Origin of the sequence: Paenibacillus sp. BR1-192, assembly GCF_029542445.1 — a bacterium.
Taxonomy (GTDB): Bacteria; Bacillota; Bacilli; order Paenibacillales; family Paenibacillaceae; genus Paenibacillus_AQ; species Paenibacillus_AQ lautus_A.
In genome coordinates this window covers 395,532-418,688 of record NZ_CP120718.1, presented here as the reverse complement: position 1 = coordinate 418,688, position 23,157 = coordinate 395,532, and the positions used below count along the sequence as shown (strand labels likewise).

Annotated in this window: 19 protein-coding genes; 9 read left to right on the top strand and 10 right to left on the bottom strand. The window is 50.6% G+C overall.

What is annotated here, in order from left to right:
- Positions 1–290: 290 nt before the first annotated feature.
- From P0X86_RS01790 to P0X86_RS01775, 4 genes are all read left to right on the top strand, one after another.
- Positions 291–3,095, top strand: coding sequence for a glycoside hydrolase family 3 protein (locus tag P0X86_RS01790; RefSeq protein WP_277747622.1), 2,805 nt, complete (start codon positions 291–293; stop codon positions 3,093–3,095).
- A gap of 274 nt (positions 3,096–3,369) precedes the next feature.
- A complete protein-coding gene (locus P0X86_RS01785) occupies positions 3,370–3,903 on the top strand; it encodes an RNA polymerase sigma factor (protein ID WP_277747621.1) in 534 nt (177 codons plus the stop codon).
- Positions 3,890–5,539 (top strand): DUF4179 domain-containing protein, encoded by a 1,650-nt coding sequence (locus P0X86_RS01780; protein ID WP_277747620.1) that lies wholly within the window; start codon positions 3,890–3,892, stop codon positions 5,537–5,539. Before P0X86_RS01785 ends, P0X86_RS01780 begins: the two co-directional genes overlap by 14 nt.
- Positions 5,540–5,753: 214 nt before the next feature.
- Complete coding sequence (locus P0X86_RS01775) at positions 5,754–6,200, top strand: carboxymuconolactone decarboxylase family protein (RefSeq protein WP_277747619.1); 447 nt, start codon at positions 5,754–5,756, stop codon at positions 6,198–6,200.
- Here P0X86_RS01775 and P0X86_RS01770 read toward each other — a convergent pair.
- Positions 6,169–7,068 carry a sigma-70 family RNA polymerase sigma factor gene (locus tag P0X86_RS01770; protein WP_277747618.1) on the bottom strand — a complete coding sequence of 300 codons (900 nt, stop codon included), beginning with the start codon at positions 7,066–7,068 and terminating at the stop codon, positions 6,169–6,171. The genes P0X86_RS01775 and P0X86_RS01770 overlap by 32 nt on opposite strands.
- Positions 7,069–7,371: 303 nt before the next feature.
- Between P0X86_RS01770 and P0X86_RS01765 the strand changes: the two genes are divergently transcribed.
- Genes P0X86_RS01765 through P0X86_RS01755 form a run of 3 tightly spaced genes read left to right on the top strand, consistent with a single transcriptional unit; the run spans position 7,372 to position 9,730 of the window.
- Positions 7,372–8,247 carry a GGDEF domain-containing protein gene (locus P0X86_RS01765; RefSeq protein ID WP_277747617.1) on the top strand — a complete coding sequence of 292 codons (876 nt, stop codon included), beginning with the start codon at positions 7,372–7,374 and terminating at the stop codon, positions 8,245–8,247.
- Between the two features lie 39 nt (positions 8,248–8,286).
- Positions 8,287–8,442 carry a hypothetical protein gene (locus tag P0X86_RS01760; protein ID WP_277747616.1) on the top strand — a complete coding sequence of 52 codons (156 nt, stop codon included), beginning with the start codon at positions 8,287–8,289 and terminating at the stop codon, positions 8,440–8,442.
- Complete coding sequence (locus tag P0X86_RS01755) at positions 8,435–9,730, top strand: glycosyltransferase family 2 protein (protein WP_277747615.1); 1,296 nt, start codon at positions 8,435–8,437, stop codon at positions 9,728–9,730. The genes P0X86_RS01760 and P0X86_RS01755 overlap by 8 nt, the downstream gene beginning before the upstream one ends.
- 121 nt (positions 9,731–9,851) lie before the next feature.
- Here the strand turns inward: P0X86_RS01755 and P0X86_RS01750 are convergent, their stop codons facing one another.
- Positions 9,852–10,079, bottom strand: a complete 228-nt coding sequence (locus P0X86_RS01750; RefSeq protein WP_012818607.1) for a DUF896 domain-containing protein — start codon at positions 10,077–10,079, stop codon at positions 9,852–9,854.
- A gap of 328 nt (positions 10,080–10,407) precedes the next feature.
- Here P0X86_RS01750 and P0X86_RS01745 point away from each other — a divergent pair, with 328 nt between their 5' ends.
- Both P0X86_RS01745 and P0X86_RS01740 read left to right on the top strand, forming a co-directional pair.
- On the top strand, positions 10,408–11,763 hold the full coding sequence (locus P0X86_RS01745) for a sodium-dependent transporter (RefSeq protein ID WP_277747614.1): 1,356 nt from the start codon (positions 10,408–10,410) through the stop codon (positions 11,761–11,763).
- Between the two features lie 159 nt (positions 11,764–11,922).
- On the top strand, positions 11,923–12,399 hold the full coding sequence (locus tag P0X86_RS01740; RefSeq protein ID WP_277747613.1) for a hypothetical protein: 477 nt from the start codon (positions 11,923–11,925) through the stop codon (positions 12,397–12,399).
- Between the two features lie 94 nt (positions 12,400–12,493).
- Here the strand turns inward: P0X86_RS01740 and P0X86_RS01735 are convergent, their stop codons facing one another.
- From P0X86_RS01735 to P0X86_RS01705, 8 genes are all read right to left on the bottom strand, one after another.
- On the bottom strand, positions 12,494–13,219 hold the full coding sequence (locus P0X86_RS01735) for an ABC transporter permease (protein WP_277747612.1): 726 nt from the start codon (positions 13,217–13,219) through the stop codon (positions 12,494–12,496).
- Positions 13,216–14,064 (bottom strand): ABC transporter ATP-binding protein, encoded by an 849-nt coding sequence (locus P0X86_RS01730; protein ID WP_277747611.1) that lies wholly within the window; start codon positions 14,062–14,064, stop codon positions 13,216–13,218. Before P0X86_RS01730 ends, P0X86_RS01735 begins: the two co-directional genes overlap by 4 nt.
- A gap of 163 nt (positions 14,065–14,227) precedes the next feature.
- Entirely contained in the window at positions 14,228–15,550 is a 1,323-nt protein-coding gene (locus P0X86_RS01725) for a LytTR family transcriptional regulator DNA-binding domain-containing protein (RefSeq protein ID WP_277747610.1), read from the bottom strand.
- A gap of 234 nt (positions 15,551–15,784) precedes the next feature.
- Positions 15,785–16,921 (bottom strand): acyltransferase family protein, encoded by a 1,137-nt coding sequence (locus P0X86_RS01720; RefSeq protein WP_277747609.1) that lies wholly within the window; start codon positions 16,919–16,921, stop codon positions 15,785–15,787.
- Positions 16,922–17,021: 100 nt separating this feature from the next.
- A complete protein-coding gene (locus P0X86_RS01715) occupies positions 17,022–17,675 on the bottom strand; it encodes a response regulator (RefSeq protein WP_213580002.1) in 654 nt (217 codons plus the stop codon).
- The gene (locus tag P0X86_RS33110) at positions 17,654–17,878 is read right to left on the bottom strand and encodes an ATP-binding protein (RefSeq protein WP_347177548.1); all 225 of its coding nucleotides are present in this window, start codon (positions 17,876–17,878) and stop codon (positions 17,654–17,656) included. The genes P0X86_RS01715 and P0X86_RS33110 overlap by 22 nt, the downstream gene beginning before the upstream one ends.
- A gap of 43 nt (positions 17,879–17,921) precedes the next feature.
- Entirely contained in the window at positions 17,922–21,905 is a 3,984-nt protein-coding gene (locus P0X86_RS01710; RefSeq protein WP_277747608.1) for an AAA family ATPase, read from the bottom strand.
- Positions 21,802–22,758: a serine/threonine protein kinase gene (locus P0X86_RS01705; protein ID WP_277747607.1), complete on the bottom strand. Its 957-nt coding sequence runs from the start codon at positions 22,756–22,758 to the stop codon at positions 21,802–21,804. Before P0X86_RS01705 ends, P0X86_RS01710 begins: the two co-directional genes overlap by 104 nt.
- Between the last annotated feature and the right edge of the window lie 399 nt (positions 22,759–23,157).

Here is a 23,157-nt window from a genome sequence, read left to right as displayed (position 1 = left end):
AAGGATTTTCGTGATCACCACATGATTCCATTACCATTACCCGCTCTAGAAAGCGAATTCTCTCCTGAAATGATACTGCCGTCTGATTAACGACCTCCCTTCAAGCATGCAGAGGTTCGGCAAACATTCGAAATTTCCACATGAAAACTGCGCTAATTCTCGGTGTATCATGACTCCGCCTTGCGCGCTATGATGGAGTTGATTTAACGGTTTAAGGGAAACGCACACTTTTTGCATGTATATCTGAGAGCGTTTCCATTCCAACTCTGCTTAGAAATGAGGTTTTGCTCATGAAATATCCGTTCCAGGATCCGGATCTACCGCTGGAAGAGCGGGTTCACGATCTGGTAACCCGATTGACCTTGGACGAAAAAATCGAATTAATGTGCCAATACCAGACGGAAATCCCCCGTCTCGGCGTGCAAAAATATAAGCATGGCACCGAAGGCGCCCACGGCGTGGCATGGCTTGGCGAAGCGACCGTCTTTCCGCAAAACACCGGACTTGCGTGCACGTGGAATCCCGAGCTGATGCGTGAAATCGGCTCGGTCATCGCAGAGGAAGCCCGGGTCTATTACCAGCGCGACCGGGCCATCAACGGACTGACCATCTGGGCGCCGACAGTGGATCTGGAACGCGACCCCCGGTGGGGACGAACGGAAGAAGCCTACGGGGAAGACCCGCACCTGACCGGGGAGCTATCCACCGGGCTGGTGAAGGGCATGCAGGGAGACCATCCCTTCTACTACAAAACGGTAGCTACCCTGAAGCACTTCTACGGCAATAACAATGAAGCCGACCGCGGCAGCGCCTCGGTAAGCATCGATCCGAGGAACAAACGCGAATATTATCTGAAAGCTTTCGAGGCTCCGTTCCGGGAAGGGAAAGCCGGTTCCATGATGACCGCGTATAACGGCATCAACGGTACGCCGTGCAACCTGAACCATGAAGTGAACGATATCGTCAAGCAGGAATGGGGCATGGACGGATTCGTAGTAGGGGACGCGGGTGACGTGCTGGGTACCGTCATGGACCATCATTATGTCGCTTCCTACGCAGAGGCCGTTGCGGGTTCCGTCAAAGCCGGAATCGACAGCATCACCGACGATCAGGACATCTCCTTCCGCGCTCTCCGCGATGCTTTGGAGCAAGGATTGCTTGAGGAGCAGCATCTGGACCATGCCCTCCGCAATACCTTCCGCGTCCGCTTCCGCCTTGGCGAATTCGACCCGGAGGAGCGGAATCCCTACAGCCGCGTACCGGAGACGAAGCTCTGCGCGCCGGAGCATGCCGAATTATCTCTTCGAGCCGCCCGTGAGTCGATTGTGCTGCTGAAGAATGACGGTTTGCTGCCCCTTCCGCGTGATCCGTTCAAATCCGCGGCCGTGATCGGACCGCTCGCCAACGAAGCGTTCACGGATTGGTACAGCGGCACGCCTCCCTACCGGATTACGCCGCTTCAGGGCGTGCAGGCCAAAGCGGGAGACCGCAACGTTCAATTCCATACGGGATTGGATCAGGTGCGCCTTCGTTCTGCCGTCAGCGGCACGTATGTCGCCCTGTCTTCCGAGGAGCAGGGCATCCTGTTTGCAGGCACGTCAGCATCCGCCGATGCCGCCGTATTCGAGCGAAACGACTGGGGCTGGGGCTCTGTCACGCTCCGCCTGGTCGGCAGCGGCAAATTCGTAACCGAAACGGAGACGGGACTGCAAGCAGCGGCCGACGAAGCTCGCGGCTGGTTCGTGAAGGAGGCTTTCGGCTTCGAAGCGTTGCCGGATGGAAGCTTCCTGATGAAAAACTGGGAAGGCAAACCGATCCTGCTCGATGAGCATGGCCGGCTTGTTGTTGGCGGCATCGAGGAAACGGGAACGCCGTTTACCATCGAAACGGTAAAGGACGGCATCGCTGAAGCCGCTGCAGCGGCAGCATCGGCTGAAACCGCCATCGTCTTCGTGGGAAACAGCCCGTTCATTAACGGCAAGGAAACGATCGACCGACCCGACATCACCCTTCCGCCTGCACAGCAGGCCTTGATACAGGCGGTGTTCGAAGCTAATCCCCATACGGTGGTGGTCATCGTAGGCGGGTATCCGTTCGCGGTGAACTGGGAACAGGAGCATGTGCCGGCCATCCTCTTTACGTCTCACGCCGGGCAGGAGCTGGGCCACGCGGTGGCCGACGTTCTGTACGGAGATTATAATCCGGGCGGCCGCTTAAACATGACGTGGTATAAGTCAACCGAACAGCTTCCGGACATCATGGATTACGACATTATCAAAGGGAAGCGGACCTATCAATATTTCGAGGGGGATGTACTGTACCCGTTCGGTCACGGCCTCAGCTATTCCCGCTTCCAATACAGCGGTCTATCGCTTAGCCGTCCGCAGATCACGGCCGAAGGCAGCGTAACCGTCACCGTTGCGGTTAGGAACGAGAGCCAGCTGGCCGGGGATGAGGTGGTTCAGCTGTATGTGAAGGCTGACTCCTCCCGCGTCATTCGTCCTCTCAAAACGTTGAAGGGCTTCCGCCGCGTTCATCTGGCTCCAGGCGCTTCGGAAACGGTAACCTTTCAGCTCAAAGCCGAGGATCTGGCCTTCTGGGATGTCACCCGGGAGCGCTACTGCGTGGAAAGCGGGACCTATACGCTCATGGCTGGACCATCCTCCGGCCGGCTGCCGGTCACCGCAGTCCTTCAAGTCGAAGGAGAAACGATCCCGCCACGCACGCTGCGGGAGCCTGTTCGAGCAGTGAATTATGACGACTACCAGGGTGTCTTCCTCGATGAATGCCGCGAAGGCGGCGAAAGCATCCGTTTAATCGGCGACTCGGGATGGATCGCCTTCCATGACGCCGATCTCGGCGATTCTCCGGCCACGTTCGAGGCCAGGGTGAGCGGACATATCAAGGGCGGCGACATCGTCGTTACGACCGGCAGCCCGGATGGCCCCGCAGCCGGAAGCTGCAGGGTCCTGCCGACCGGAGGGCGCCAGGCCTGGACGACGGTTCAGGCCGATCTGACGGGGTTAGCAGGACGGTCCGACGTCTTCCTGATCATGAAAGGCGAGGTACAGATCAGCTGGTTCCGCATAGCTTAAGCCGCCAGCGATCTAGTGATAACCCTCTGTAATATGCTTAATCTACGGTTCTAACGAGCCTGTCAGCGGCACCCTATCTTACAAATATCCATAGAACATCTGCCCTACGTTTTATACGATGGGCAGATGTTCTTTTTTGTTAGAATGAAGTCAATCCGAAAATATAAGAAAATGTCTCCGCCTTCGTTATAAGGCCACCTCCGCAAAAAAATATGAACCCTTTCCAAGGGTCATTTGTTTATTAGACATAACGCAAAGAAAGGAGTGCCTTGGATTGACGGAACGCGAGTTATTCGATTCATACAACAAGGACGTGTACCGTACCTGCTACTACATGCTGCGGAACGCCCAAGATGCGGAAGATCTCTGCCACGACGTATTCGTCACCGTATTTCGCCAGGATTGGAGAAGCGTAGAGCATACACGCGCCTGGATCATGCGCATCGCGATGAATCACTGCCTGAACCTGCTTAAAAGGAATCAGACCCAGCGGGAAAAGCAAAGCCAGGTCGCTTGGCTCCACGAGCAGACCGCGGCATCGGTTAAATCCGTGGACACCATCGTATTGGAAAAAGCAGCGGCGGCGGAATGGGAGAGCCTGCTCCGGCAGCTCCCGGACAAGCTGATGGCCGTGGTCACGCTCCGCTATATTGGCGAGCTGTCGATGGCGGAAATTGCCGAAACGTTGAAGATCCCTGTAGGAACGGTTAAATCAAGGCTTCACAAAGCATTGAAAATCATGCGCAAAAAGCTCGAGCATCATAACGGCTTTTGGCTGAAGGGGGAGAAACAATTTGGAACGTTTTGAGAATACTCTGAAAAATCAGATGAACACAGCGAATAACGTGTCTTATCCTGATTTTGACCGGATGTGGAGCAGCATACAGCAGGACGAATTGAAGGTGGCCGGAGGGGAATCGACTCCGCTTCGTCCGCGTAAGCGAAAGCGAATTGCGATCATTACCGGGATATCCGTCGCCCTGATGGCTACGCCGGTCTATGCAGCCTTGAATTATGACTGGTCCCATCTTCTGTCTTACAAGGCCGGGATCCAGACTGCGCTAGAACAAGGGCTTGGCCAGGCAATTGAGAAATCCGTTACGAAGGATGGCATCACGCTAACGGTGCACACGGCGTTTATCGATGAGAACCGCACGTTCCTGCTCTACAGCCTGGATCCTGGCTCGAAGCGGGCCGGCGAACAAATCGCTTTTGATCGAATCGGGCTTAAAGATAAGGAAGGCCATTCCGTCGAGGGTCATTATTCGCATCAGTGGAGCGAGGAGTTAGGCGTATTCCAGGGGTATTTCGAGACCGATTGGGTTGCTGAGGGCCAGATCGCGGATATCGAGTTTGCGATGGAGAATATTCGTTTTACCGGCGATGGAAAACAGTCCATCCCTTACGACCCTCAAAACCCGAATACGCAAGTATTCCCCATTCAAAAGGATGGCATTGACAGCGTGACCCTGCAGTCCTTCGAGCAGGCCGAAGGCAATGTCCTGCTTCAATCGGCCATTAGATTTACGGACCCTGAAATGAACAGCAGAAGCTGGGTGCGAATTCAAGCAGCCGATGACAAGAATGAGATGATTAAGGAGGTTAAACCTTCTACTTTCGGAACTCCGGCAGCCACCGGAGAATACCTGAGCCAGCAAATATTCAAGTCCGATTCCCTGCGTGCGGAAGGTACGACATTCCAGTTGGCTTATGATCGCACGCTGCAAAGCGTCGATGATACCTGGAGCTTGAATATGGCTCTATCCAAGAAACAAATGGCCAACGGCACATGGAAGGACGTGCTGAATATCCCTGTAGATCAGGTGCCTGGCGAATCGAAGATCCATGAAATGATCGTGACGCCAACCCAAGTCCGGCTGATCCTGACCCATAAGGAAAAGCATGCCCGTTTTCCATACATGGACTATCAGCTGGACGTAGGCGGAACGCTGTTAAGCGGAAGCATGTGGCATGTGCCCGGCCAGTCCAAGAAAACGGAGCTGCGCTTTGAAATGACCGGACTGGATGCAGCCTCTCTGGCGAACCGCCCCGTGTCTCTGGTCGCCAAGCACCGCGTCGACGAATTCGCCGGAGATAAGAATCCGATCCGCTTGACCGATATTTCGGCTGAGCATCAGACCTTAACGTCCAGCATCGCCGGCTATCCGATCACGTGGACCTATTACATGAAGGACCACAACCTCTATGTGGAATCCTTGAGCTCCGACCCGGAGTTCGGCGGCGTCAACCAGACTTATTATCTGGACGGCGAAGATCGGAACTATGGCATGCCGGCCATCATCGGCCTGCTCGGCGATGACAGCAATAAACATATGGACGTGTATAAGAATTTCGACAAGACCGAGCTCGAGGTTTATATTTGGAACTATACCACCCATAAGCGGGACGACGTCCTGCGCATTCCGCTCAAAACCGGAAAATAAACCTATCCAGCGTTATAAACGATAAAGAAACCCCATGCAGAGGACGAAAACGTTACCCGAAGCGGCATTTCTACCTAGAAATGCCGCCCTTTCGGATGTTTCGTTCTCCGTCAATGAAGGGTTTCTTCTTTTTTTTCGTTCACATGTCACAATTCTGGGCGGCAGACTGTCATATTGGTGAACATCAACCATCAACCGTAAAGGGGAACTGAACATGGAACTGCGAATGAATTACCGGTCGGCCAATCCCGAAGCCTTCAAAACCCTGCTAGCCCTGGAGCAAGCAGCCCAAAAAAGCGGACTGGATCATAAGCTGTACGAGATCATTAAGCTCCGGGCGTCCCAGATCAACGGCTGCTCCTTCTGCGTGGATATGCATTCGAAGGATCTGCTCTCCATGGGCGAGAGCGTGGACCGCCTCCTTCTTCTGCCAATGTGGCGCGAAGTGCCGATCTATTCCGATGAGGAACAGGCCGTCATCGAATTGACGGAGTGCGTGACCAAGCTGTCCGAAGCCGGCGTTCCCGCCGAGGTATACGAACGCGTGCGCAAGCATTTTGACGAGAAGCAATTCGTCGATCTGGTCATGGCGATTACGACCATCAATGCCTGGAACCGGATCGGCGTTGCTACAGGGCTGTTCCCGGGCTGTTTTGATTAAACAGCTGCAATTTATCCGGATTGACCACAAGAAAGATCCGGCTGATGCGGGACAAATCGGGTTCCCACTCTGCCGTTAGCACCATGGAGACCCTGCCTTCCCGCTTCAGCAATACACCGGGCTCCCCATTGATGGAGACGGATTCAAACCCTTCCCGAAACGAGCCTTTGGCAGACAATCCCTCGAAGAAAGCCCGTACCCGCTTCACGCCCAGTATCGGATTGATGGCTGCTTTCGCTTTGCCGCCGCCATCCGACAGCAGCGTAACCTCTTCCTTCAGGAAAGAGAGCAGCGGTTTAAAATTACCCATATCGGACGCCCGCAGGAAGGCTTCAACGAAGCGTTCCTGCTTTTCCGTACGGGTCCCTTCTCCCACCGCCCTCTCCGTATGTCGGCCCATTTTTTGCTGGGCACGGCTGAAGGTCTTGCGGCAGCTGATCTCCGTCTTGCCAAGCATCTCCGAGATTTCATGATATTCGAGACCCAGCGTATCCTTGGCGATATAGATGGCACGCTCCAGCGGCGTCAGGCGTTGGAGCAGCACCAGATAGGCATAGCCGATATTCTCGCGGCGTTCCGCAGGATCGGACCGCTTTATCATGTCATAATCCGGCATCGGCTCCGGCAGCCAGGGGCCGGTATACGTTTCGCGCTGGCGCCTGGACGATTTCAGCAGGTTGATGCAGCGGTTCGTTGTCATTTTGGCCAAATATGCCTTCTCGTTTATCACCTCTCCCCGATCCATCTGCACGAATTGGGAAAAAACATCCTGCACGATGTCCTCGGCATCCGCCGCACTCCCCAGCATCCGGTAGGCCAGGCCGAACATCATCGGCTTGTATTCGATATAGATTTGATCCCATAACATCAGGCACACCTTCTTACTCTGTATATTGTCGGCAGTAAGCTACACCACATATAAGACAGATGAACACTACCGTCTGTGACATCAAGACGCCCTAATCCTACTCTATCCTATAGATCCCGATCTCTAAAAGGGGCAGTTTATCGGAGAGTTTGAGGGTCAACGAACGCTGCGTTCGCGATCCAATATGAACATTGTGGACAAGGTACGATAAATCTATCGACATTTGGGTAATTTTTAAATAACATATGGGATGACCTCACCACAAACGTAAAAGGTTCAAGAGCTTAGAAAGTAGGGAAACACATGAAAAAATCCACCCCTTTACGTCGCGTCGAATTCGGTTATTTTCTGCTGATTGCTCTTGCCATCGTCCAGCAGGCGTTATTATTTTGGCACATCCATGTAAACCAAAGTTTTACTTTCATGGAATTTATGTTTAGCGCCGGCTCGCTGGCCGCTTTACTTATCGGGTTCTTTCTGCCGGTCGGCGTTTCGACGGTTGCCGTTTTTGTGTATTTGGTCACGTATTTCGTCTGGTTGTCCACGCTGGCTCCAATCCACGCGCTTACGCTGTCCTGGATTTTGCTGCTGCCCGCCAATACCGCCATTGCCGTCTTCATTAAGCTGGCCCTCGTGCGAAGCCGAAGATTTATCCGCCGTCTCGAGCAACTGAGGAAAACCAACCCGGACATCGACATCGATACCTCGCTCGGCAGCAAGGAGGCTTTTGAAAGCACGCTGGTGAAACAAGCAAATCTGGCAAACCGGTACTCCGATCAATACGGATTCTGCATTATGATGTTCAAGCTCGATTTCCTCCCCCTGACCAGAGAAAACGTCGGCTCCCACCGCTTTGCCAGGCTGATTGTGGAATTGTCCAATACGATTCAGAAGCAGATCCGTTACGAAGACTATAAGTTCTCCATCGGCGAAGGGCGGTTTATCATTCTATGTCCGCTCACCAAGCCGGAATACCTCAAAAGCCTCATGGACCGCATCAAAGTCGCCATGATGAACGTCCCCTTCCGGGATAAAAAAGGCATGTCCCTCAAGCTAGTGGTAAGAGCCGGCGGCCTCGTATTCCAGAAAGAGCAGTTCAGCCGATACGAACAGATCGATGATGTCATCTCCGCTTTAGAACGTAATACCGAGACCGACCTCATCGGTGAATATATTTAACGAAGTTATCATCACCTTGAAAAAGGAGGCTTGCAGCCGATGTCGTATACCCATTGGTTTATCCCTCTATGCATCGGGGTCAGCATCGGGGTCAGCATCGTGTTCTCCACCGCCATCATGATCCTGACGATCGCAACCTTAAGCTTCCGTTCGAAAATCAAACGAAAGTACGATCGGGGGAAGTTTAGTGACTGACTTTTTCCTTGTTATCTCCATCATCAGCATATGGATTGCCGTACTGGAGTCGATTATTATCATGGCCGGCGCCATCGTGTTCATTCATAAACAAAGCCGGCAGAAGCTGGTGAATCCCGGCAATTTGGAGGATTATCCCACCGTGACGGTCATGGTGCCCGCGCACAATGAGGAATTGGTCATCCAGGCAACGGTCGAGCACATTTTGCAGATGAATTACCCTCACCACAAAATGCAGCTGATTGTCATCGCCGACAATTGCAAGGATCATACGGCCGAGCGGTTACAAGCGCTGAAAGCGAATGAGCGTTACCGGGACCGCGACTTTCAGATCCTGGAGAGAACGGGAACCGGCGGCAAATCGGGCGCTTTGAACGACGCGCTCAAGCAGGCAACCGGCGAATGGATCTGTGTCTACGACGCGGACGCCGCTCCCGAGAAAAATGCGCTGTTGTTCCTCACGCAGAAGGCGATGGAGCAGCCCGAACGCTACGGGGCCGTCTTCGGACGCAACAAGGCCCGAAACCGCGGGCAGAATTTCCTGTCCCGCTGCATCAATCTGGAGCTGGTGACCATTCAGCGCGTGCATCATACCGGGTTATGGCAGCTATTTAAGCTGGGTACCATTCCCGGCACGAACTTTATCGTGAAAACCGCGCTCATTCAGGACATCGGCGGATGGGATGAGCATGCGATCACCGAAGATACCGCGATTTCGTTCGAGATCCTGACGAGAGGGCAGCTGATTGCCCTGGCTCCCCAAGCCGAAGCTTATCAGCAGGAGCCCGAGGATCTGAAGGTGTACATGAAGCAGCGCGAACGCTGGGCCAAAGGCAACTACAGCGTCGTCACGGATAATATTCATCATCTGTTCGACCGGAGCAGCTGGCGGATTAAGCTGCATGTGCTGTATTACGCGGCCAGTTACTTCTGGTTTATGATTGCCATCATCATCTCGGATATTATATTTATCGCCAATATCGTGTATCAGATCATCGCGCTGTTTAATCCGGCCGTCGTCTCCCCTTTCCGGTTTGAAGGGGATGTCTACATGTATCTCGTCATTGCCTGGGCCTTAATGTATTACATCTACGTCCTGCAGATTAACCTGGCGCTCGCAACGGACATCGGCCAAAGCACCACGCGCAACTTCATTCTATCCTGCGTGTCGTACTTCACCTACGCTCAGCTGTTCCTCGTCATCTCCATTAAGGCGTTTTACTCCATGATCGTGGACAAGATTACGGGCAGGGAATCCAAGTGGTATAAGACGGAGCGGTTTGGATAGAGGGCGCCACTTATATTTGGTGTTAGAAAAATAAAAGAAGAAGGATCGCCATGTCATGGCGATCCTTCTTCTTGTTCCACTATGTTCACCATGCTGTGTAAAAGCATTTACATCGTCATGGCTATTCGATTTTCCAGTTCTTTTGCTCATTGCGAAGTTTCTCAGGCGTCACGTCATTACCGGCGGGATCCACGATGCTTAATCCCGAAAAGGTGCTCAGCACCTGTCCGCGAATTTCGCGCAGGTATTCCGTGCGCAAAACTTGCTGTTCGGCTCTTTCCGCAGCAGTGAGCACTCCTTCCCGCTGTTTTTGTGCCAATTCGTTAATCCGGGTTAAGCTTTGGATCATGATATCCCTCTTTTCCGTTATTTGTTTGTTTATTTATCTTAATATAAAGATATATTATTTAGAGGTATTTGTCAACCCCTGCCAACTTTCATTGCCATCAGGCGCATTTGTGATTATTTTCCTATCGGAAAGTCCCTTCCTTTCCTTAAACTTGGTGTTTAAGGTTTATTTATTTACAAATCGTGGTTAATGTTAGTATTGAAAACTTGGTGTTCGCAGCATAATACAAATGCAGGTCTTCATCCCTTAGGAAAAATTGCTTATGCCTTTCTGGCAGCACATGAAATATAATAGAGGAACTTAACTTTAAACAACTGGGGGAACATCTATGAAATCTCAGCTTAACAACCCAGCTTCACCGGGGAAAAGCGATCGTTTTTCCTCTGCTGGATTCATCCTGGCCGCGATCGGGAGCTCTGTCGGCCTCGGAAACATGTGGAAGTTCCCGTACATTACGGGAGAACACGGCGGCGCAGCTTTCTTCCTGCTCTTCATTATCTGTCTCATCGTGATCGGTTTGCCCGTCCTACTGGCGGAGCTTGCCATCGGACGAGCCGGCCGCGGGAGTGCCGCGACTTCCTTCGTTAAAGCGGGCGGACCGAAAGTCTTCGGACAGCTTGGATTGCTCCAGGTTATCGCGCCGTTTCTCATCCTGACCTTCTATGTCATTGTGGCAGGCTGGACGCTTCATTATGCCGTCATGTCGTTTAGCGGCAATCTGTACAGCAACACCGATTTCGGCGGTCAATTCACCGCGTTTACCGAAGGCTACATGCCGATCATTTGGCAGATTGTCGCTATTGCGATCACAGGATGGGTAGTGGCCAAAGGCATCTCCGGCGGAATCGAAAAATTCAACAAGGTCCTGATCCCGGGACTGATCATTCTGTTAATTGTGTTAATGATCCGTGCGGTAACCTTGCCAGGGGCCGGAGCAGGGGTATCGTTCTTCTTGAATCCTGACTTCTCGAAGCTGAGCCCGGAAGCGGCACTCGTCGCGCTGGGACATGCCTTCTTCTCCCTCTCGCTTGGGATGGGGATTCTGTTGACCTACGGGGCTTATGTCGATAAGCGGCAATCCCTTGGTCCGGCTACCCTCGCCATCGGCGCAGGCGACCTGATCTATGCATTTATTGCCGGGCTTATCATATTCCCGACAACCGCTTCGTTCGGGATCGAGCCGAATGCCGGCCCTTCCCTTGTCTTCATTGCCTTGCCGGCTGCCTTCTCGGCCATGCCGCTGGGTGCTTTTTTCGGAGGATTGTTCTTCGTCCTTCTAGCCATCGCCGCTTTAACCTCCGCGGTCTCCTTGCTGGAGGTTCCGACCTCGTATGTCATGGACCGCTGGCATTGGGGACGCACCAAAGCCGTTGTGGTTATCAGCTCACTGGTTCTGCTGGTCGGCTTACCCTCCGCGTTGTCATTCGGCATCGTGCCAGGACTTACCGATATCGGCGGCAAAAATTTCTTTGATTGGCTGGATTTCATCACATCCAACATCCTGCTTCCGGTCGGGGGCCTGATCACCACCATCTTCGCGGGATACTTCTGGAAGAAGGCGGCAGATGCCGCTGGTCTTAAAGCAGGCTGGTTCCGGGTATGGCTGTTCATGCTCCGTTATATTGCGCCGGTTCTCGTATTTCTGGTGCTGCTTCATACCACGGGGCTTATCACATTCGAATAATCATGCTCTCGGCAGCCCCTTGGCCCTTCCCGGCCCAGGAGGCTGCCTTTTCTATGGACTTGGCCACCGGACGGCCGCAGATGGACCGAACACTTGCAGATTGGCACACCTTCGATGAAGCGGATCATATACTATCCTAAAAGGAGGTGTTTTCTCTCCATGCCGATTCAATTGTTGGACATGCGTCTATCCGTCCATATGCCGATGCGGGCCAGCGATAGTGAACCCATCGATATTTCCGAGCCGCTCCTTATCGGAGATATCGGACTTCAAACCATCCCGGCGCTTGGAACGGTCAACGTCACGGACGTGCGCGTATGGCTGTCCGGCACGGTATCCTTGTTACGTCCGGCCACAACCGAGGCAGCGCCTTCCTCCATGACTCTATTGATTGAGCGAGACGGCAGCGGAACGCCGGGTTCCGGAACGATCATTTACGAGCAGGTCGTCGATCCCGGGAACCTCTCGTTCAATATGTTTCCCATCTCCCTGACGGCCGGTGATTTCCCTCCCGCCGCGGTCGTTAACCAAGGATGGATCCGGTATACTCTCTATATAGTCTCCCCCGGCGAAAATTCACTGCTGCTCAGCGGTCCGGTCTCCTTCAGCGGCATTGCGGTCGCCGGATCCGGTTGAGGGAAGTTTGAACGGCAAGAAGGTCTTCCCCGGTTCGCTTTGGGAAAGACCTTTTTTAATTGGACCTAATGGCCGGTACCGACGACAGCCAGCGCTATCGATCGAACCGTTTACGGCTGTACACCGCGGCAGCTGCAACGATGGAGATGGCCGACCATCCTGCACAGATCAGCAGATCCTGGGTCATTTCGCTGATAGCGGCACCTTGGCTGACGCTGCCCATCACATCGATAAACTTCTGCGTAGGCAAGTAATCCACGATGCTCATGATCCATTCATTGCCTAACATGGGAGCGAACATCGGGCCCATAACGAAGACAATCAGTACCGGCAAACCGATAATGGAGGACTCCTGTACGGTACGTGACATCAAGCCGATGATTAAACCAAGCGCAATGAACATGACGAGCGAGACGAGAATCAGCAGGGACGGAATTCCCCAGTTGACCTCCGGCACCTCCGAAACGGCTACCGAAGCGACCACCGCGATCAGGGTCAATACGAAGGTGAGGAAGCTTTTGCCCATCAGAATCTCGGTTGTGCTCGCAGGCGAGAGCATCAATACGCGCAGGGTATGCTTTTCCTTCTCTTCCGCCACCATCATCGCCAGCACGAATGCGCCTGTCATCGATAAGGCCAGCAGAATCGGGAAGCTCAAGATCATCATGTCATTGCCCTTTGTCCCATCGCCCCCCATCTTGCTGAACAGGAAGGCAAACATGATCGGCATTCCCATCATCAACAGGATTTGCGGGTTGCGGATACTATCTTTCCACTCTTTGTTTATGATGGCTTGCAGTCTCTTCATGGAAAATGTCATTGCAATTCCCTCCCAGTCATTTTTACGAAAATATCGCCTAACGTCGGTTCATTGGAATGGATCGATAACAGCCTGCCTTCCAGCATCCATTGTCCGATGCGCTGCGCGCTCTCTTCATTCTGCTGCAGCACCCGCTTGCCCTCGCCCTTCACCAGAACCGTCATCGATTGATCGGCATGCGCCAGCCGCAGTTGCTGCGGGGTATCGATCGCTTTGATCACGCCATCATGGATAAAGGCTACGCGATCACAGAGGCTCTCCGCTTCCATCATATTGTGGGTCGTCAGAAAAATGGTGGTTCCTTCCCGATTCAATTTCCGCAGGCCCTCATGAATATGAAGGGTGTTAACCGGGTCCAACGCTGACGTCGGCTCGTCCAGGAATAACAGATCCGGCTTGTGGAGAATAGCACGTGCCAGCATCACTCGCTGTTTCATCCCTTTGGAGAGCTTTTTCACCATCGTCTGACGATCATTGGCCAGATTAACCTCTTCCAGCACCTCGGCAATCCGTTTCGATTCCACGTCATACAGCCTGCAGAACAGTTCCAGATTGTCTTGAATGGTGAGTCTCTCATATAATGCGCTGTTATCGGTCAGTATCCCGATCCGGCGCTTATGGATGGCATCGTTCATTTTATTTATAGGTTGACCGAACACCTTCACGGTGCCGGAGGTTGGCAGCAATTGGGAAGTCAGGATCTTCACGGTCGTTGTTTTGCCCGATCCGCTTGGACCCAGGAATCCGAATATTTCGCCTTGATAAACATTAAATTGTATATGCTGTAACGCACTCTTATTTCCGAAAGCTTTCAGCAGCTGATTGACTTCAATGATTGGTTGCACGTTTGATCCATCCCTTCAGGTTGTCGTTGTCGCCTTACACCCTTCATGTTAAGGTAACGTCGAAAACGCCGCATTATAATAGGGATGAAAGGAGTATATCCGCTATCGAAACCTGCAATATCAGCCTTGAACGGAGCAAACATTCGGATGAATGCAACGCAAATCAAATGCCAATGATCTTTTTTAGCTCATCGTATTTGCCTTTGGATAACGGGATGGAACTCTTGGAATGGTCGTCCAGAATTAAACTGTAGCTGTTCCGTGTCCATGTGATGACTTCACGGACCTTCTGCAGATTCACAAGGTACGAGCGGTGACAGCGATAGAAGCCGAACCCCTTGAGCCTCCCTTCCAGATCGCTTAACGACATGGAGCAGGCATAGATCCCTTGGAGGACATGGAGATTCGCGACGCCTTCATGGCTCTCGATATAATCAATTTCTGTCGGATCAAACAGAATCAGCTTGTCCCCCACCTTGGCCGGAATCTTCTCGAAGCGTACGGGCTGGACGAAGGCCGGCACTTGAGCTCCCGCGGGGACCGATTGTCCTCCAGTCCCGGCTTCGTCAAAGGTTTCGGAAGATTGCGAATGATCAGGGAAAGCGCTTAGCTCGGCGGATTTGGGCTTAGCCTCGGCGGATTCCGTTTCTGTTGCGGTCTTAGGCGCAGTCAACGGAGCCTGTGCTTCTGTTTCTTGAATTACAGTCTCCGCAGCAGCCTCAGCGGGCATTATATTTTCAATCCGGGAATCCGCTGCTGTATTTATACTTTCCTGGTCCTCTACCTCTATTGAATGGAATGTCTTTTGATTTTCATCTCTATCGCTAAGGAGATCCAACTCTTCTTCAGCCGTCTCCAGTTTTTTAAAACCGGCATGGCTATATAAATACACATCATTGGTCATCGATATGGCCTGTTCCAGCACCATGGTCGTGATGACGATCGCTTTGCCTTCCTCTATTAGAGCCGGTATCAGATTAAGAATGATATAACTTGTCTCAAGATCGACATTTTGCTCCGGGTCTTCCATGAGCAAAACCGGCGGATTATGTACGAGTGCACGTGCGATGGACAATCGGCGCAATTCCGAAGGCGTCAACTGCAACACCCGGCTGTTTTGCTTCTCTGCTAGTCCTAAACGCTGCATTAACAGCTCCATGTCCGGCTTCGTCTCATAGAGACGAGCATAAAAATGGAGAAATTCACGAACCTTCAGACGCTCGTATGCCGTATCCGATAACAGCTGAATCCCTATTTTTCCTCTAATATTCCGTGTATGTTCCGGTGTCAGCGCCTCTCCCTGAATCCGGATGGAGCCCTCCGATATCGGCGTCTGCCCGATCATGGCTAGCAGCAATTGATGTCCTAATTCGTGATTGCATTGAATGGCAACGCATTGACCTGCGCTCACCTCAAGGTTGATGTGTGGAATTAATACGGTACTGCCGGATGTCTTCTGCACGTGTCGTAGCTGTAATGCGCTCATCTGATTTTGTATCCCCCTAGATTGTTGATTCAACAGTCCTATTTTAATGGAATGATTTGGATGAAACTACTATTTATTTCGGATCATTCGCTAGCAGATGCTATTTCCCGAGAAATAATGACAAGGGATAACCATGAATGAAACAAAAAAGGACTTCTAATTAAAGAAGTCCGAATTACTTATTTTTACATACTAAGTTTAATAATTACAATTAATTTAAATGCAAATCGACGATCAACTTGTCTTCATGATTACTCCGGTTTCTACAGGAATATCTTTTCTTCTGATCCGTAACTTTAGTTGACCTGTTAGCCATTGTTCTATAAATTGATAGGATAGATGTGAAACGACAAGGGATAAGAAAAGGGATAAGACTGCATATATCGCAAAGGACAAAGATGAACTGCCAATCATACTACTAAGTTTAGGAACAAAGATTTTTAACGGAAACATAACCATCGTATGCCACATGTACAAGCTATAGCTAATCCTGCCTAAATAATTCATAAAACCAGTACGAAGAACGCGAGATAATAACCCATATTCCTTAATGATTGGAATAAACAACAGGAAGCTTAACAGGAGAGCGACAGCAATTGGCACAGTAAGTTTATGATAAGCGACATACATGAGTATGAAACATATCAATCCATTGAAATAAAAGATCTTATTAGGCTTCCACCTATTTCGCAGCTTATTTTGACATATAAAGAGCAGAACACCTACTGCAAAAAACAGGAAATTACTGTGATAAACCACAATGACTATGCTCAACCCGATGACTAAAGCATACAGAACCCATTTAGAAACCATAGAAAGTCTCTCATTACGATAACCAAACCAAGCCAAGCCCGCAATGATATAAAAAAACAACTCATAACTTAATGACCATGCAACAATCTGAGCGATAGGCAAAGGAAAAATGCCGGGAAGTAACAGTGCATTCGTTATGAAGTTAGTAATATAATCTACGAATCCAATGCCATCCATCCATTTGTATCCGATAAAGGGACCTACAGCGAAAATAATGATGTGGATCGTAATAAACACGGGATAGATACGCCAAATACGATTAAGAGCAAATTGCCCCAATGTTCGCTTGTTCAGCAGACTTTGCGTAATTAATAATCCACTGATCACGAAAAATAAGTTAACTGAGATAGGTCCGGCATAGTTGATCCAATACAGAGGGGATTCCTTTGCAACCTCCGGCAGATATCCTTCTAGTATGGCTGAACCGAATATATGATAGATAACGACAGATAAGGAAAGCAGACCTCTAAGCCCTGTCAAAGATTGGTTTGTACCTTTCATTTCTAATTCCTTTTCAAAAAATGGAAGTATGACTCCGTCCGAAAGATTCGTGTTCAACGGTATCGCCTTAATTATTACTTCTATTGATTAGTTTAGCAAGAATAAAAACAATGGTCACAAGTAAAAACTCAACTGGTGAATTCTCGTTTACCAATGTTCACAACATCGCCTGAAGCCGGACGATAGCCTGTGCCCGATCGACAACCTCCAATTTACTATAGAGATTGCTAATGTAATTACGGGCTGTGCCTTCCGCAATATGCAGCATATCTGCGATTTCCCGGTTGTTCAACCCTTGGACCATCAGTCTTGCCAGTTCTTCTTCCCTTTCGGTCAACCGGATTCGATCCAACCGATTTCTTAGCATACCAGAATGCCCTTCTGACATTCTGTTCATTCTTGCCGCCAATTTAGCAGCAACCGGAGCAGGAAGAATGAACTGTCCCGCAATCGTATCCCGAATCGATGCAATCATTTTATCCGCATCCATATCCTTTAACATGTATCCGTTCGCTCCGTGCGCCATTCCTTCTACGATGTAATCCGTCTCAATGAACGTAGTTAAAATAAGAATAAAGATATCCGGATGGCTCTGTTTTATATGCTTCAGCGCTTGGATTCCATCCATGACGGGCATTTGAATATCGAGCAGTACAAGTTTTGGTTGGAGGGCATCCGCCAATTCACAAGCTTCTTCCCCGTTCTTGGCTACCCCTACAACCTCCATGTCGTCTTCCAGATCCAGTATCGTCCGTAGCCCTTCGCGTGTTAACAGCTGGTCGTCAGCCACTACAATCGTGATTTTTTCCATTCCTTTTCCCCAATCCATTGCTTTTGGTAAGGCAAATTAATCCGAAGCAGACAACCTTGACCGGGTCTGGAATCCACCGTCAAGCTGCCTCCCAATTGTTCAACGCGTTCTCTCATTGTTTTCAGTCCAAAACCATTAACGATTGTGCGAACCCCGATACCTTGGTCTTGAAGCCTGAACTCAAGCTCCGACCCCACGAGCATCAGATTAAAATGGAACACCTTGCTTCCACCATGTCGTATTCCGTTAGTTAATCCCTCCTTGCAGCGCATGATAGATCGTCTTCTTACATGCTGTAGACAACCATTCGGGCAGATCATGGATAGACGCATGGATAGTAACTCCAGCGTTTCGCTCCGTATCCCGGATTAATCCCTGAAGCATATTGGGAAGATGGGCATACTTGTCCTCCCTTAACATGTGTACCGAGCCCCGGATTTCATTGAGGCTGTGGCGCACCAAATCTTGTGCCTCGTTCAGCCGCTGAACTCCGGCTTGCATATCCTTATGAAGCAGCCTTTTGCCTGCTTCAATCTGCAGAATCGTCGAAGTAAGCGTATGCCCAACAATATCATGAATCTCTTGCGCGATACGATTCCGTTCCTCATAGACTGAGGCCTCAGCCTGCGCGGCCGATGTTTCCCTCATCGATCGCTCCAGACTTCGCGTTCGCTCTTCCACTTGCAGCTCCAGATTTTCCTTCAAATATTGAATCCCGGTATACAGCTTGGCATTTTTGATCGAAATTGCGCATTGAGAGCCTAGCAATTTCAATATATCGAGCCGCTGGGGCGTAAATATGCTGCGCGATAATTTATTCTCCATATATAGAACGCAAGTCAGTTGATTCTGATGGATAATCGGTAGACACAGCACCGATTTTAACCCTTTGTTCCTGACATACGTATTGCGTACAAACATTCCTTCATTCGACGCGTCATGGAGAACAATGACCTCTTGCGTTCTGGCTGCATAACCGACAATGGGGGCAGGTACGATTTCGGATTCCTCCCCCAACGGCACGGACTCGATCAGGATATCCGCTGATGTGCCCCAAGCCTCAATTGTCCATTTGCCCTCATCGTCGAAAATAACCGCTCCATACTCCGCGCCCGCATTGTGCAGCATAATTCGCATCAGCGAATCCAACAGCCGGCTCATCTCCATTTCACCCGATAAAGCCTGTGCGGACATCATGACCGAGAGCGTATCCACGCGTTCCAATCCAGACTCGGGCCTCAATTGCAGCAGATGAGGGTGCTCCTGCTTAAGGACCGCAGCCTTCGCCAAAGCCCCCCACTGCACGTAAGCTTCATAAGCCTCCGCCATATATATTCTGGCCAGACGCGGCTTGCCTTGACGCAAGCCATATTTGCCGTAACACTCCGCCGCCATCGCCATATCGTGAATATGTCCATATTGGCGGGCAGCCTCTATCGATTGCTCGTATAACTCCTCGGCTTGACGGTTCCTCCGCATCAACCGAAATATCTCCGCTTTCATCAACAAATATTTATGCTGATAATTTTCTGGGCAGCGAATGGCGTATTCTTTCATTTTGCTTAGCCGCTTGCGCAATTTCCCCATATAATCGTTCTGCACTTCCATCGGCGCTTCTTCGTAAAGCTTTGCCCATACCAGCGACTCGTAATAGTATTGAAGAATCGGATCACCAGCCGTTTTCCGCTTTTCCAAGATAACAGCTGACCTCGCTAACGCTTCATTCGCTTCCCGATACTCGCCAAACAGATACCCCGGCAAATATCGGTAAATGCATACTAACTCTTCGATCACATGGAATGAATCCCCGTGAACCGACTCGGCAAACTCCGCATCCGTAATCTGCCCGGTATCGAAGGGATCATCAGGTGATCGAACGCCCGTCAACCGAATGAGAAGCGCAATAAATACTTTAAGCTGCTTGGAATGAAGATGATTATGATGTCTTAAGATATTCCCTGAGCTTGCGATTAGCCGGTCATATATCTCACCTAACGGATGACCAAACTGTAAGAGGGAACCACAATTGATCAGCACGCTTTGACTCCCTTGCCACAAGTCGCCGGATTCTAACCCGATCTTGCCTGCCTTCTCGGTAAATACCCCGAGCAGAGCCGGGTCGTATCGCCGCCAACTATCGGAACACAAAGTAAATGCGGTCAGCGTTCTCACATGCAGCTGCGGGTATGGTTTCGACAAGCGATATGCGAGCATTCCCCATTTAAATGCCTCTTCATGACGAAAGCGATAATACATGAACAGGGCGTAGCCCATAAACCCGATGGAGGCCTCCGGGGTCATGCCGTAACGCAGCGTCATATCGACGATCGTTAGAGTATAAGAAAGCCATCCCTTCCGATTGACATAGAACGAGGCATTGCTCATATGAACCAACGCGGATATGGCCAGCTGCCGGGACGCATCCGTCATGGGAGGCAATTGATCCAGTTCTTTCATCGAATACTTGCCTAATTTCCGCTTTAGCCGTAACCACTGGAGAGTCAATCCGAATGAACCGAAATCAGACGGAAAATCAACTTGCAGCAGCCTTAAGGCATCTTGACCTAACGAGATCACTTCCCCATAATGGTCCTGACTTGCCTTCAGATGCATCTTCAGTACACAAACCGATGCTTTGTCCAAAGGGGTAACCGCCTTCTCCATCAAAGATTGGAACAAGTCGTGGGCGAGCTGGAAATTTGCACATAAATATTCCAATTCGGCTCGTTCCCGGTTAGCCTGAAAAGCGAGCTCATAATTTGTCCCCCAGTTATCCCCGTCCGCCTCCAAATAAGCCGTTGCAAGGCGCATATATCGCAGAGCAGTCTCATAGGCGGTCGATTCTTTTGCCTTCAAGCCTGCCCTAAGGTTCAGCTCCGCCATCCTTGTTCTCTGTTCAGGTTGACGGTTCCCCTCCCCGGCAAGGTTCATATGATTAACAGCTTCAAATAAAGCCTCCGTACCTTCTCCCTGACCGAGATTCATTCGGTCAAGGAAGAGCAAGCCGATGCTCCAATGCAATTCCGAGCGTTCTTCTTCCGGAACAAGCGTGTAAGCCACCTGCTGGATGCGGTCGTGTTGAAATTTATAGGAGCTTCGGCTACCGTCGTTGATGAGCTGCACCAATGACATCCTTTCTGCCATCTCCAGTTCCTTCGCCAGTTTCGTTATGTGGAGCCCGGATATAATGGAGAGGGTTTCCAGATCAAATCGGCTTCCGAGAAATGAAGCATAGCCCACTACAATCTTTGTGGATGGTGGCATTACTTGCAATCGATCCGTCAGATAGGAGACTGCATTATCGGGAATGTTCATTTCGGCAATAAACGGCAAATCCCATGACCAGCTTTTGCTCGATGGATCAAAGAAAACATGGCCATGGGCAATTAAATCTCCAAGAAACTGCTTGAGAAAGAAGGGATTGCCGTCTGTCTTCCTAAGCAAGGCAACAGCCAGCTCCTCTACATCGTCATCTTTATGACGCATGACATCCTTTAACAGCTGGTTTATATCCTCCAAGGCAAGCGGCTGCAGGTCGATACGATTCCGTATTATACGATCATGAGTCAAACGGTTTTCTAATCGACGGATCGGGTCGGCATCTTGATCACGGTAAGCCAATGCAACCAGCAAATGCTTGGTTGCTCTGTCGTCCAGAAGAAATTCCAGATATCGAAGAGATGCTTCGTCCGCCCATTGAAGATCGTCAAGAAATAGAACCAGGGGACAGTTCGGACGAAGGAACAACTGGATAAATCGGTTCATGATCAGATGAAACCGTTCCTGGGCTTCCACGGGCGGCAGCGGTTGAACAGGCGGCTGTTGGCCTATCAGCAGTTCCAGCTCGGGAACCCGTTCAATCAGAATTTTCCCGTAATCCTCAACCGCTTGAAGAATCCGCAGTTTCCATACTTCGGCCTGCAGTTTGCCCTGAGTCAGCAGTTGACGAATCAGTTTACGGATCACCTGAATCCAAATATCGTAAGGCTGAGCCGTCTGATGGGTGCCGAACTTGCCCCTGATGAAGAAATAGTCCATAGATGCAGCCTGTTCCAGAGCTTCCATGAGAAAAGAAGTTTTTCCTATCCCCTCCGTACCGCTAACGCCAACCAGCACAACAGACCCGTTAGCCGCCCTCCGCACGGCATCCTGCAGCATCTTGCAGCTCGGCTTGCCGTCCGTAGAATTGGGCCGATTCCACCCATCGTTCCGGTATATCCCGGCTTCCAAGTCGGAATGGTTCCACCTCGCCTGTAACCTGAAGCCGATTGAAACACTCCTCAAGGTCCGTTTGAATACCGAATGCGCTGACATACCTATCGTCGGGCATCTTCTCCATGCATTTCTGTATAATATCGGACACTATTTTGGGGATGGAGGGGAATTTGCGGTGCAGAAGCTCAGGGGTGCCGGCAAGATGGCGGTATACCGTATTTACAGGGTCGATATGTTCAAAGGGTAAAGTACCGGACAACCACTCGTATAATATGATCCCGAGGGAATAAAAATCGGATCGGTAATCCGGCGTCATTCCCGTTCTGCGTGTCTGTTCGGGCGATATATAAGGAAGAAACGCATCCGGCCGGCTTAAGGAAGACAACGGGCTTTTGCCCGCTTCGGTTGAACACATACGGATATCGATCAGCTTCGCTTCATAGGTGCGGGGATTGACCATCAGATGAGAGGGCGTGATCTCGTTCAGCGTCATATTCTCTCGATGAATCCGAATAAGACAATCAGTTATGGCAACAGCCATGCGCAGAAGATCCGGAAGTTCCGGAACGTCAGAATATGCCCGCAGCAGCTGTTCCAATGTAACCCCGGCCATCTCTTTCAGGAGAAGAACCGGCCGATCTGCGATCATCTCCAAACTGTACGCTTCCAAGGCTCCACGGCCATCCAGCTTCTTCAATACGTCATACTCGTATCGAAAAGCAGCCACCATGGCCGATTCCGGACCTGCATCGCGCGTTGTCTTGGCTAAGACGCGCAAACCGTCGATAGAACGCGAAAGTCTAAAGAGTTGAATGTCTCCATTAGTATGGATTACGTCCAATGTTTGATATCCTGGCATTTCAAACATAAAGTTCCACTCCCTGATTATATGTAACAGCGTATTTAATGATCGCAGGCTAATTAAGGCTATTATAGCATTCGTCATTGCCGTGCTATATCAATCGTAAAAAGCTTGCGGCATTTCTTTTCTTCTGATATGCAGTAGGCTCGGTTCCGTTCGACAGAACGAATGGGGAAAACAGACCTTCCCCTTCGGTGGTCTGTTCTCATGGCTTGCCGTATGTATTGACGATGTGAAACATCTGCAACAAGCACTGCCTATTCATGACGATCGTCGTTGTTGTACCGAACATATTTAATATAATAGAAGGGCAGCTCGACAAATAGTGAGTGGTGTCATTAAATTGTCATATGACATCGATCAGATTTTAGGTAATGACAGGGGTTTGCCAAATCGCGGTGACGG

What these genes read in the sequence shown, in the direction of transcription:
- P0X86_RS01790 (WP_277747622.1), top strand. Translation starts at nt 291, where the DNA reads ATGAAATATCCGTTCCAGGATCCGGATCTACCGCTGGAAGAGCGGGTT.
- P0X86_RS01775 (WP_277747619.1), top strand. Translation starts at nt 5,754, where the DNA reads ATGGAACTGCGAATGAATTACCGGTCGGCCAATCCCGAAGCCTTCAAA.
- P0X86_RS01770 (WP_277747618.1), bottom strand. Translation starts at nt 7,068, where the DNA reads ATGTTATGGGATCAAATCTATATCGAATACAAGCCGATGATGTTCGGC.
- P0X86_RS01765 (WP_277747617.1), top strand. Translation starts at nt 7,372, where the DNA reads ATGAAAAAATCCACCCCTTTACGTCGCGTCGAATTCGGTTATTTTCTG.
- P0X86_RS01760 (WP_277747616.1), top strand. Translation starts at nt 8,287, where the DNA reads ATGTCGTATACCCATTGGTTTATCCCTCTATGCATCGGGGTCAGCATC.
- P0X86_RS01750 (WP_012818607.1), bottom strand. Translation starts at nt 10,079, where the DNA reads ATGATCCAAAGCTTAACCCGGATTAACGAATTGGCACAAAAACAGCGG.
- P0X86_RS01745 (WP_277747614.1), top strand. Translation starts at nt 10,408, where the DNA reads ATGAAATCTCAGCTTAACAACCCAGCTTCACCGGGGAAAAGCGATCGT.
- P0X86_RS01740 (WP_277747613.1), top strand. Translation starts at nt 11,923, where the DNA reads ATGCCGATTCAATTGTTGGACATGCGTCTATCCGTCCATATGCCGATG.
- P0X86_RS01735 (WP_277747612.1), bottom strand. Translation starts at nt 13,219, where the DNA reads ATGACATTTTCCATGAAGAGACTGCAAGCCATCATAAACAAAGAGTGG.
- P0X86_RS01725 (WP_277747610.1), bottom strand. Translation starts at nt 15,550, where the DNA reads ATGAGCGCATTACAGCTACGACACGTGCAGAAGACATCCGGCAGTACC.
- P0X86_RS01715 (WP_213580002.1), bottom strand. Translation starts at nt 17,675, where the DNA reads ATGGAAAAAATCACGATTGTAGTGGCTGACGACCAGCTGTTAACACGC.
- P0X86_RS33110 (WP_347177548.1), bottom strand. Translation starts at nt 17,878, where the DNA reads ATGCTCGTGGGGTCGGAGCTTGAGTTCAGGCTTCAAGACCAAGGTATC.
- P0X86_RS01705 (WP_277747607.1), bottom strand. Translation starts at nt 22,758, where the DNA reads ATGTTTGAAATGCCAGGATATCAAACATTGGACGTAATCCATACTAAT.